The following is a 10505-nucleotide window of genomic DNA, read 5'->3' as shown; positions in this document are numbered from 1 at the left end:
CGCTTCCGCTCACCGCCGACGAGCCGGGTCGTCCAATTCGTGATTCGGCATCCGTCGGAGTGGATGAGCCCCCGGACGAACTCCCACGGGTGGGCTGTACGAACGACCTGGACGCCATGAACCACGTCTGCTCGGCTTTGCCTGGGTCGACGGTGGACGGGATGGGAGCCCTTCTCGCAACCACCCGCGGACCCGCACCCGACAGCGCTACCCCCGGCCCCCGGTGCCGGAGCGCCCCCGCCGGAGGCATCGTCTTTGACCGTGGCCGGCATGTGTCGGGTGCTCGACTCATGTTCCCGGCCTGACCCCTTGTGGGCGCGCGTCGGCGCAGCGCCCGTAGCGCGGGCCGAAGGCATGAGCGCGAAGGGCAGCGGAGCCGGGAAGCGCGCCCGGCGGAGCGGAGCGCAGCCGGTCTTGATGAAGTAGGGAAAGTTCTATCGCGCTGGTGTCAGCCGCTTGCCGTCATGGCTTCGGACGTGAGGACCTGCCCCGTCGAGGGCATCGAGGAGCCGGATCGAGTAGACCTCGGACATATATTCGCTGACCTCGTCGGGCGTCAGCCACTCCACGGCCGTGGACTCGTCCGACGTGCGCTCCTCGCCGCCCGCGGGCTTGCAGCGGAACACCAAAGCGACGACGCCTCGGGTGGTGTTCTTGTAGACGCCGGTCAGCTCGTCCACCTCGACGTGGATGCCGGTCTCTTCCCAGACCTCCCGCCGTACGCCCGCCTCCGGGGACTCCTCCAACTCGAGTACGCCGCCGGGGAGCTCCCACGTGCCGTTGTCCGCTCGGCGGATCGCCAGGAGTCGGCCGTCATCGCGGACCACCACTCCGGCTACGGACACGGAGTGCAGTGGCGTTGACTGGCCTTCCTTGGCGCTGTTACTCATGTACAGGAGCATAGGAGGAAGAAAAGGACTATGGGAACTGCAGCAGGAGAGGGGAGGTCCGTCCCTCAGTACGTGCGGATCGCTGAGGATCTTGTTCAGCAGATCAGGGCTGGTGTCCTCAAGCCTGGTGAGCTGGTGCCGAGCGAATCGGAGCTGGTCGAGCGCTACGGCGTCTCGGGCGGCACGATCCGTAAGGCCATGGTCGAGGTCCGGGCCAGTGGGCTCGTGGAGACCCGGCACGGCAAGGGCTCCATCGTGAAGGACCGGCCGCCGGTACGGCACCGCTCCTCCGACCGCTTCCGGCGTTCGCACCGCCAGGGCGGCAAGGCCGCCTACCTCGCCGAATCCGCGCAGTCCGGCGCCACGGCGAAGGTGAGCGTGCTCTACATCGGGCCCATGGAGGCCCCGGAGGATGCTGCCGAACGGCTCGGCGTTTCGGCCGGCACTCAGGTCCTGGCCCGTCGACGCCTCTACTTCCGCAACGGCACCCCGGTCGAGACGGCTTCCTCGTACCTCCCGTGGGATGTCGTGAAGGACATCCCCGAGCTGTTCGCCGAGAACCCCGGCGGTGGCGGCATCTATGCCCGACTCGAAGACCACGGGCACGAGTTCGCGGAGTTCGTCGAGACCTTGCAGGCGCGTCCGGCCTCCAAGGCGGAGGCGTCCGAGCTGGCGCTGAGCCCCGGTGACCCGGTGGTTCATCTGATTCGTGAGGCCCGGACGACCGAGGGTCGCGTGGTCGAGGTGTGCGACACCCTCATGGCCGCTGACCAGTTCGTTTTCGAGTACCGGATCCCCGCCGCCGACTGACGCACCCTCGCTGATCCGCAGCCCGTCGTGACTTTTCTGTCGCGGCGGGTTGACTCATGTATAGGAGTGTTGCACTCTTCTTCATGTCACTCATGTACATGAGTGACGGAGTCCAGCATCTCTATAGGAGTGATCTCTGTGCGTCAGATCCCCGTCGACACCTCCGCCGCCACCGTCATGGTCGCCAAGACCCCGCAGATCAAGGTCAAGGACCGTAAGACCGGTGAGGTCGCCCTGGACGTCGAGACCGGCGGCAAGCTGATGACCGTGGACGTGATGTTCGCGGCCAACGACCAGGTGGAGATCCTGTCCGTCACCGTCCCCGAGACCGGCGTCTCCGAGGAGCTGACGATGGGTACGCCCGTCGCGCTCACCGGCCTGATCGCCCGCCCGTGGGAGAACGAGTTCAACGGGCAGAAGCGGCACGGCATCGCCTTCCGCGCCATCGCCGTCACCTCGCTCGCCGCTTCTGCGGCCACGGCCAAGGCGGCCTGATCATGGGCGAGTTCCTCGTCATCGTGCTCCTGGTGGCGGCCGCCGTCGCAGGTCTTCTGCGGTGGCGGCGCCCCGCCTGGTACTGGGTCTGCTTCGGCGCCGTGCTCGCGTCGCTGCGGCTCCTGGTCCGCTACGCCTCCGTGATGGAGGCCTGCGGGCTGACGGTCCCGCCGTCACGCTGGCGCCTCACACTCGCCCGCCTGGCCAACCGGCCTCTGCCCGAGTCCCGCTCCCCGCGCATCCTGCGGCTGCGACCCACCCGGACCGGCCTCGTCCTGCGCCTCAAGCTCCGCCCCGGACAGGACGCCTTCGACTTCTCCGCCGCCACGGATCGGCTCCGCCACTCCTTCGGGATGTGCGGTGTCAGCTCCCGTGAACTTCGCTCCGGTGTCGTCGAGTTGAGGATGACCGGCTACGACGTGCTCAAGCGGGTGCAGATGCCGAATGCCGCCAGCACTGCCGCCGATGCGTCGCCGCTACGTGTCCCGGTCGCGCTGCGCGAGGACGGCTCGGTGCATTACCGCGACTACCGGGCCGTCCCGCACGGCCTGACCCTCGGCGCCACCGAGTCCGGCAAGTCCGTCTACCAGCGCAATCTCGTGTGCGGCCTCGCCCCGCTCGACGTCGCCCTGGTCGGCATCGACTGCAAACAAGGCGTCGAACTCTTCCCGCTCGCCCGCCGGTTCTCCGCGCTCGCCGACGACCCGAACACCGCGCTCGAACTCCTCGACGCGCTCGTCGACCACATGCAGGAGGTCTACCAACTCATCCGCGCCGAACAGCGCATCAGCGTCGGCGTCCCGGACGCGGAGATCGCCGCCGACATCTGGGACCTGCCCGCCGACCTGCGCCCGACCCCGGTCGTCGTCCTGGTCGACGAGGTCGCCGAACTCGCCCTGTACGCCTCCAAGGACGAGGAGAAGCGCCGCGACCGCATCGTCACCGCGCTCGTCCGCCTCGCCCAGCTCGGCCGCGCGGCCGGCATCTACCTGGAGATCTGCGGCCAACGCTTCGGCTCCGAACTCGGCAAGGGCATCACCATGCTCCGCGCCCAGCTCACCGGCCGCACCGCCCACCGCGTCAACGACGAGACCAGCGCCAACATGGCCTTCGGCGACATCTCCCCGGACGCCGTGATCGCCGCCATCCAGATCTCGCCCGACACCCCCGGCATCGCCGTGGCCGGTGATTCGACCGGCGGCTGGGCCCGCATCCGCGCCCCGCACACCTCGCTGCGCGACGCCGTGAACCTCTGCAACGCCCACGCCGACCGCACGCCGGACCTGCCCGCGCTCGCCGCCTTCCGGCCCGCCGTGCCCGCGCCCGCCCCGGCGCCCGTGTCGCTCACCAAGGCCGCCACAGTCACGGCCTGACTCTCCCTCGCTCCACGGTCGGCGCGACCGCCCCGCGCCACGCCCCTACCCCGCCCATGCCGAAAACAGGAGGCCAACTCATGGACGCCAACGAGGACTTCGCCCGCACCGCCGCCCTCCTCGGCGCACTCGACCTGTACGAGCGCCGCTACGAGACCGACGCCGCGTTCGTCGAGGTCATCGCCCCGGCACTGGCCCTGTCGCTCCCGATCGGGGTCCTGCCGCCCATGCCGTACGACGGCAACGACGACCCGGCGGAGGGCTGACCGGTGACGGCCCGCCCCACGCTCCGACCGGACGCCGTCCTGGTCCAGGCCGTCATCGCCGGAGCCCTCTCCTTCGCCCACCTCCACGACCTGGCCGCCGCTGCCGGACAAGACGGCTGGAAGGCCTGGGCCTACCCGGTCAGCGTCGACCTGCTCCTGGTCGCCGCCTGGCGTCGACTCCGGGCCGACCGGCGCTCCCGGCTGGCCTGGACCTGGTTCGCCGTCGCCCTGTTCGCCTCGCTCGGCGCCAACGTCGCCACCGCCGGACTCCTCGACGTCGACCACCCGCCCGCCTGGCTCCGCATCGGCGTCGCCGGATGGCCCGCGATCGCCTTCCTCGGAGGCACGCTCCTCGCCCACACGGCCACGGCCGCGCCCGCCGAGGACGAGCAGGAAGCGGTTCGGCCGGCACCCGAGCCCGAGCCGGAAATCGAGCGGCCGACGCCCCCGGCCCCGGAGCCCGTAGAGCCTCCGGCCGTCGAGGAAGCCCCGGCGCTCCCGGCCACCGCCACCGAGCCCGCGGCCCCACCGCCCGCCGACCCGGCCCCCGCCGTCCCGGCCGCCCTCGTCGCCCACGCCCGCAAGGTCGCCGACGACCACCGGACCCGTACCGGCGTCGCCATCGACCCCGACACCCTGCGCTCCCGCCTCGGCGTCCCGCCCCAGCTGGCCGACGCCATCGCCGCCCAACTCACCTGATCCGAAAGGAGAACCACCATGCCCGCCCGCGACCACTTCCACTCGGTGATGCAGATCGGCCCCGTCCAGGTCGGCACCCACCGCGACCGCCACGGCCGCACCAAGCACGCCGCCGTCTGCACCGCCGACCGCTGTGGCTGGTCCTCGGACTACTCCAGCCAGTCCGCCGCCCAGCTCGCCGCCCGCACCCACCGCTGCCGCGTCCGCTGAGGAGACCGCCATGGACGTCCCGCTCTGGTTCTTCGTCGCCTGCGTCGGCCTGGTCGGCATCAAGCTCATGCGCCCGCCCTGGTGGCTCGTCGCCCTCCTGCTCCTGGGCGGCTACCTCCTCGCCGACAGCGTCCTCGCCCCGGTCATCGACACCGCCGTCAAGTAACCGCCCACGGAAGGGAGTACGTCCCGATGCTGCGCCCCAAGGTCCCGTCCATGCCCGTCCCGACTGGCCAGGTCACCCCGCCCGCCGTCGTCGAGCCCACGGCGATCACGCAGTCTCAGCCCGCCCCGGTGGCGCCCCAGCCTCCGGCCTCGACCCGCCCCACGATCCAACTCACGCCCGGCGCCCTGATCACCCTCGTCGTCGGCGGCACGGGCGTCGTCCTGGTCCTCGGCACCGTCCTGGTCTCGCTGCTCCTGGCCGTCGCCATCACCGCCGGATCGACCGCCATCACCGCGCTCGTCATCCGCTCGCTCATGAACTCCGAGCACAAGCGCCGCTGACCGGCCCCCGGGCGGCCTGAAACCGCCAAGTCTCCACCGCCCGGGAGCCGTACCCAACCGATCCAAGAACCGGAAGGAACCCCCAGCATGACGCACCGCACCCGCCGCCCGTCCCGCATCTGCGCCGCCTGCGACGGCTTCGCCTCCGTCGCCATCACCCTCGGCGGCCGCGACCGGCACGGCCACCTGCGCACCATCACCGCCGACTGCGCGCCCTGCGACGGCACCGGCTTCGTCGTCCTCCGCACCCGCATCGCGCGGGAGGGCGCCCGTGCCTGACACGCTCCTCGACCCGACCACCCTCGGCGACCTGCTGAGGGTGGCTTCGGCCGCCGACTTCGACCGCTGGCAGGACCAGATCCAGCGCACCGGCGGCTGCTCCGACCCCATCCACCTCACCGGCTGGACCCTCACCAAGGACAAGACCACCGGCGAGACCCTGCACCACTACTCCACCGAGACCGAGCCGGGCGGCCGACTCCGCCTCGCCTGCGGCAACCGCCGCGCCTCCCGCTGCCCGTCCTGCGCCTTCACGTACGCGGGCGACACGTACCACCTGATCCGCGCGGGCCTGGCCGGAGACGACCGCCGCGACATCCCCTCCACGGTCCGCGACCACCCCCGCGTCTTCGCCACTCTCACCGCCCCGTCCTTCGGCCCGGTCCACAACCGCCCGGACTCCGGCACCTGCCGCTGCGGCACCCGCCACGCCACCGACGACCCCGCCCTCGGCACGGCCCTGGACCCGACTACGTACGACTACGCCGCCGCCGTCCTCTTCAACAACCACGCGGGCGACCTGTGGATGCGCTTCACAACCCGCCTGCGCCGCGAGATCGCCGCCCGCGCCGGAGTCACCCAGCGCGAACTCAAGGAGTCCGCCCGCCTCTCGTACGGCAAGGTCGCCGAGTTCCAGAAGCGCGGCGCCCTGCACTTCCACGCGGTGATCCGCATCGACGGCCCCGAAGGCCCGGAGACCCCGCCGCCATCCTGGGCCACGGTCACGCTCCTCGCCGACGCGATCCAGGCCGCCGCCGCGCACAGCTACACGTCGGTGTCGGTCCCGGCCTCCGAGGACGAACCGGCCCGCACCTTCCGCTGGGGCACCCAGCTCGACGTCCGCCCGGTCAAGGCTTTCGGCGACGGCTCCGACATCACCGAACAGGCCGTCGCCGCCTACGTCGCCAAATACGCCACCAAGGCCGCCGAGACCACCGGAACCCTCGACCGCCGCATCGGCGAACTCTCCGAACTCGACCGCCACCAGGTCCCCGACCACACCCGCCGCCTGATCGAGGCGTGCAAGCACCTGGACCCGCTGTACCCGGACCGCCGCCTCTGGGCCTGGGCTCACATGCTCGGCTTCCGGGGCCACTTCTCCTCCAAGTCCCGCCGCTACTCGACGACGCTCGGCGAACTCCGCCAGGCCCGCGCCGACTTCCGCGCCGCCCAGGAACGCGAAGCCCTCGGCAATCCCGACTACGAGCCGGACACCGTCCTGGTCCTGGCCGACTGGCAGTACGCGGGCCACGGCCACACCCCCGGCGAATCCGCCCTGGCCGCCACCATCGCCCGCGGCCTCCAACTCAACCGCGAGACAGCCCGCGAAGCCCTGGCCGACCTGACGCACGAGAAGGAGTGGTGACCATGCAGCACGCCTTGCCCGAGCGCTACCTGACACCGGTCGACGTCGCCGAGCTCCTGGCCGTCCCGGTCGAGACCGTCTACCAGTGGCGCCGCAAGCGCACCGGCCCGAAGGGGTTCCGCGTCGGCCGGCACCTTCGCTTCGACCCCGCCGACGTACGCGCCTGGGTCGAGTCGCAGATGGCGGTGGCTGCCTGATGGCTGGGCACGTCCAAGACCGTTGGTACCGGAGCGAGATCGGCCCGGACGGCAAGACCCGCAAGGTCAAGTCCGACCGTTATGGATCGGGCATGCGCTACCGAGCCCGCTACATCGGCCCGGACGGTACGGAGAAGTCCAAGAGCTTCCCGGACCGACAGAAGCGGCTCGCTGACCAGTGGCTGGCGCACACCGAAGCCGACATGGCACGCGGTCAGTACATCGACCCGCGAGCTGCGCGGATCACCTTCCAGCAGTACGCGGAGCGCTGGGTGGCCACACAGGGAGCCGACCCGAACACCCAGGCGTCGATGGAGTCGCAGCTCCGGCTGCACGCCTTCCCTCACCTGGGCGCGCGCCCTCTCGGCTCGTTCCAACCGGCCCACATCCGTGACTGGGTGCGGAAGCTCCAGGAGAACGGCGTCCGAGGTTCGTACGCCCGGACCATCTACTCCAACGTGCGCGCCGCCCTGTCCGCCGCTGTCGATGACGGGCACCTCCCCCGGAACCCGTGCGCCGCTCGCTCGGTCCGGCCGCCAACGGTCGACGCCAAGCGCGTCATCCCGTGGACCCCTGAGCGCGTCTTCGCCGTCCAGGCCGCCATGCCCGAGCGATACCAGTCGATGGTCGACCTCGGCGGTGGCTGCGGACTTCGACAAGGCGAGATCCTCGGCGTCGCCGTCGACGCGATCGACTTCGAGTCGGAGACCCTGCACGTCGTCCAGCAGCTCAAGCTCAGCCGCAGCAAGCCCGTATTCGCCCCTCCCAAAGGCGGCAAGCTCCGGGACACGCCGCTCCCCGGCCCCGTCGCCGACGCGCTGCGTGCCCACATGAAGGAGTTCCCGCCGGTCGAGATCACGCTGCCCTGGAAGGTCGCCGACGGGCCGCCCGTGACCAAGCGGCTGATCTTCACCGCTCCGCGCGGCGGGCACGTCTGGCGTACCTCGCTCAACGAAGAGGCGTGGAAACCGGCGCTGGCCGCTGCCGGAGTGATCCCCACACCCAAGCGGGGCGAGCCCTACGCGGAGTCACGCGAGAACGGCATGCACGCCCTGCGGCACTTCTACGCCTCGGTCCTCCTGGACGCCGGAGAGAGCATCAAGGCCGTCGCCGAGTACCTCGGGCACTCAGACCCCGGACTCACGCTCCGCGTGTACGCGCACCTGATGCCCTCCAGTCAGGAGAGGACCCGTAAAGCGGTCTCCTCCATCTTCAGCAGCACCTACCGCCACCGCCCACACACATCCTGACCAGGCAAAATATACAGTTTGTTTGGTTGCCGTGCTAGGCTCATCGACATTCAATTTTTGGAGAGCCTAGCTCGGCAAGTCGCAAGGCTGCACAACCAGCACCCACAGACATCTTTTGTACGGAACGGTTTCTCAGCCTGCGACCGAACAACTTTCAGAGTTGTTCGGTTCGGTTTCTTGGGCATCGAGCGAACAGATTCAAATTTTGTTCGGTACGGTTTCTCAACTTCACACCGAACAAAATCGAGGTTGATCGTGGGCCGACCGTCACGCGCTAGCGTCTACCAGGGCATGGACGAGGCGATCCGCGAGCTTCAGGACCGGTTCGGCGGCCTCCCCACCCCCACCGAAGCCGAGGACATCTGGTCCGATCTTTGGCACGAGGAAGCGCACAACAGCACCGCCCTGGAGGGCAACACGCTTGTCCGTCGCGAGGTGGCACAGCTCCTCGAGGACGGGAAGGCGGTCGGCGCCAAACCACTCCGTGACTACATGGAGGTACGGGGCTACGGCGACGCAGCCAAGTGGGTCTACGGCCAAGCCCTAGAACCCGGCGACTGGACCGACGGTTGCATCATCACCTTGCAAGAGGTGCGCAACATCCACCACGTCCTGATGACGCCAGTCTGGACTGTAGAGCCTCACCCCGACGCTTCCGACTTCGAAGGTCCCGGCAGCTTCAGGCAACACGAGATCGCGGCCTTCAGCGAGGGCATGAAGCCGCCCTCATGGACTGACGTAGACCATCTGATGCGGGACTGGGTCGCCGATGCCGACAAACTGCGGGCCACGAACGAGAGCGCCTCCCTCCCGGAAAAGGTGGCGCAGCTGCACAACCGGTTCGAGCAGATCCACCCGTTCCTAGACGGGAACGGCAGAACTGGCCGTCTCGTACTTAACTTGCTCCTTGGCCGCCTGGGCTACCCGCCCGCGATCATCTACAAGCGCGATCGGGACAAATACCTCAAGGCGATGCGCCGCGGCGACCGAGGGGAGTATGGCCCCCTCGCCGAGCTGATCGCACGAAGTGTGACGACCAACCTGTACCGCTTCGTCCTGCCAGCTGTAGCAGGACCCGTGAAGCTCGTCCCGTTGGCAGCTTTGGCAACAGAAGGCATCTCTGAGAACGCTCTCCGCGTGGCGGCAAGCCGCGGAAGACTGCGAGCGGTCAAGGCCGAGGATGGCTCTTGGCGCAGCAGCCGCAAATGGCTTGAGCAGTACGAGGAGTCCAAGTACCAACGCGCCGATAAAGGGTAGAGCTAGCTACCCACGGCCCATAGACGGCCCAAGGGCACAACAAAGACCCCCTACCAGCGGGAAAACCGCAGGTAGGGGGCTTCTTCGTAGGCTCTTACTTCTTCTTGCCCTGGTTCTTGACCGCCTCGATGGCCGCCCTGGCCGCGTCGGGGTCCAGGTAGGTGCCGCCGGCCTTGACCGGCTTGAAGTCCGCGTCCAGCTCGTAGGCGAGCGGGATGCCGGTCGGGATGTTCAGGCCCGCGATGTCGGCGTCGGAGATGCCGTCGAGGTGCTTGACCAGGGCGCGGAGGCTGTTCCCGTGGGCCGCGACCAGGACCGTCTTCCCGGTGAGCAGGTCCGGGACGATGCCGTCGAACCAGTACGGCAGCATGCGCGTGACGACGTCCTTGAGGCACTCCGTCTGCGGGCGCAGCTCCGGCGGGAGCGTCGCGTAGCGGGGGTCCTCGAACTGGGAGTACTCGGCGTCGCGGTCCAGGGGCGGCGGCGGGGTGTCGTACGAGCGGCGCCACAGCATGAACTGCTCCTCGCCGAACTCGGCGAGGGTCTGCGCCTTGTCCTTGCCCTGGAGGGCGCCGTAGTGGCGCTCGTTCAGGCGCCAGCTGCGGTGGACCGGGATCCAGTGGCGGTCCGCGGACTCCAGCGACAGCTGGGCCGTGCGGATCGCGCGCTTCTGGAGCGACGTGTGGACGACGTCGGGGAGCAGGCCGGCGTCCTTGAGCAGCTCACCGCCGCGGACCGCCTCCTTCTCGCCCTTCTCGTTCAGGTTGACGTCCACCCATCCGGTGAACAGGTTCTTCGCGTTCCACTCGCTCTCGCCGTGGCGGAGGAGGATCAGCTTGTACGGTGCGTCGGCCATGGGGGCGAGCCTAATCGACCCGTCCGGCGCCCGCCGATTGACGGTCCCCG

At 69.5% G+C, this 10505-nt stretch carries 15 protein-coding genes and 1 pseudogene; 13 read left to right on the top strand and 3 right to left on the bottom strand.

Features of this window, described 5'->3' with window-relative positions:
* Both ACWD2L_RS35455 and ACWD2L_RS35450 read right to left on the bottom strand, forming a co-directional pair.
* Positions 1-95, bottom strand: a pseudogene (locus ACWD2L_RS35455) (transcriptional regulator); the annotation flags it as partial.
* A gap of 339 nt (positions 96-434) precedes the next feature.
* Positions 435-902, bottom strand: coding sequence for an NUDIX hydrolase (locus ACWD2L_RS35450; protein WP_351337685.1), 468 nt, complete (start codon positions 900-902; stop codon positions 435-437).
* Positions 903-920: 18 nt separating this feature from the next.
* Between ACWD2L_RS35450 and ACWD2L_RS35445 the strand changes: the two genes are divergently transcribed.
* The 13 genes from ACWD2L_RS35445 (at position 921) to ACWD2L_RS35385 (ending at position 9599) form a co-directional block, all read left to right on the top strand.
* On the top strand, positions 921-1700 hold the full coding sequence (locus ACWD2L_RS35445) for a GntR family transcriptional regulator (protein WP_351337686.1): 780 nt from the start codon (positions 921-923) through the stop codon (positions 1698-1700).
* A gap of 138 nt (positions 1701-1838) precedes the next feature.
* Positions 1839-2195, top strand: a complete 357-nt coding sequence (locus ACWD2L_RS35440; RefSeq protein ID WP_351337689.1) for an SCO3933 family regulatory protein — start codon at positions 1839-1841, stop codon at positions 2193-2195.
* A 2-nt stretch (positions 2196-2197) separates the two neighbouring features.
* Complete coding sequence (locus ACWD2L_RS35435; RefSeq protein WP_351337692.1) at positions 2198-3568, top strand: FtsK/SpoIIIE domain-containing protein; 1371 nt, start codon at positions 2198-2200, stop codon at positions 3566-3568.
* Positions 3569-3648: 80 nt separating this feature from the next.
* Positions 3649-3834, top strand: a complete 186-nt coding sequence (locus ACWD2L_RS35430) for a hypothetical protein (protein ID WP_351337695.1) — start codon at positions 3649-3651, stop codon at positions 3832-3834.
* A 3-nt stretch (positions 3835-3837) separates the two neighbouring features.
* The gene (locus ACWD2L_RS35425; protein WP_351337697.1) at positions 3838-4533 is read left to right on the top strand and encodes a DUF2637 domain-containing protein; all 696 of its coding nucleotides are present in this window, start codon (positions 3838-3840) and stop codon (positions 4531-4533) included.
* A gap of 18 nt (positions 4534-4551) precedes the next feature.
* Complete coding sequence (locus tag ACWD2L_RS35420) at positions 4552-4743, top strand: mobile element transfer protein (protein WP_266714668.1); 192 nt, start codon at positions 4552-4554, stop codon at positions 4741-4743.
* Positions 4744-4753: 10 nt separating this feature from the next.
* The gene (locus ACWD2L_RS35415) at positions 4754-4909 is read left to right on the top strand and encodes a hypothetical protein (RefSeq protein WP_328633431.1); all 156 of its coding nucleotides are present in this window, start codon (positions 4754-4756) and stop codon (positions 4907-4909) included.
* Positions 4910-4935: 26 nt separating this feature from the next.
* Positions 4936-5250, top strand: a complete 315-nt coding sequence (locus ACWD2L_RS35410; protein ID WP_351337700.1) for a SpdD-like protein — start codon at positions 4936-4938, stop codon at positions 5248-5250.
* 87 nt (positions 5251-5337) lie between these two features.
* Positions 5338-5529: a hypothetical protein gene (locus ACWD2L_RS35405; RefSeq protein ID WP_351337703.1), complete on the top strand. Its 192-nt coding sequence runs from the start codon at positions 5338-5340 to the stop codon at positions 5527-5529.
* Positions 5522-6895, top strand: coding sequence for a replication initiator protein RepSA (gene repSA / locus ACWD2L_RS35400; RefSeq protein WP_351337706.1), 1374 nt, complete (start codon positions 5522-5524; stop codon positions 6893-6895). The genes ACWD2L_RS35405 and repSA overlap by 8 nt, the downstream gene beginning before the upstream one ends.
* A 2-nt stretch (positions 6896-6897) precedes the next feature.
* Complete coding sequence (locus tag ACWD2L_RS35395) at positions 6898-7092, top strand: helix-turn-helix transcriptional regulator (protein WP_266714660.1); 195 nt, start codon at positions 6898-6900, stop codon at positions 7090-7092.
* Positions 7092-8342, top strand: a complete 1251-nt coding sequence (locus tag ACWD2L_RS35390; RefSeq protein ID WP_351337710.1) for a tyrosine-type recombinase/integrase — start codon at positions 7092-7094, stop codon at positions 8340-8342. Before ACWD2L_RS35395 ends, ACWD2L_RS35390 begins: the two co-directional genes overlap by 1 nt.
* 291 nt (positions 8343-8633) lie before the next feature.
* Positions 8634-9599 (top strand): Fic family protein, encoded by a 966-nt coding sequence (locus ACWD2L_RS35385; RefSeq protein WP_351337713.1) that lies wholly within the window; start codon positions 8634-8636, stop codon positions 9597-9599.
* Positions 9600-9693: 94 nt separating this feature from the next.
* Here the strand turns inward: ACWD2L_RS35385 and ACWD2L_RS35380 are convergent, their stop codons facing one another.
* Positions 9694-10455 carry a phosphoglyceromutase gene (locus tag ACWD2L_RS35380; RefSeq protein WP_351337716.1) on the bottom strand — a complete coding sequence of 254 codons (762 nt, stop codon included), beginning with the start codon at positions 10453-10455 and terminating at the stop codon, positions 9694-9696.
* Positions 10456-10505: the final 50 nt, after the last annotated feature.

The organism is Streptomyces sp. NPDC002754, assembly GCF_053592315.1.
This window is presented reverse-complemented; position numbering and strand designations above follow the sequence as displayed.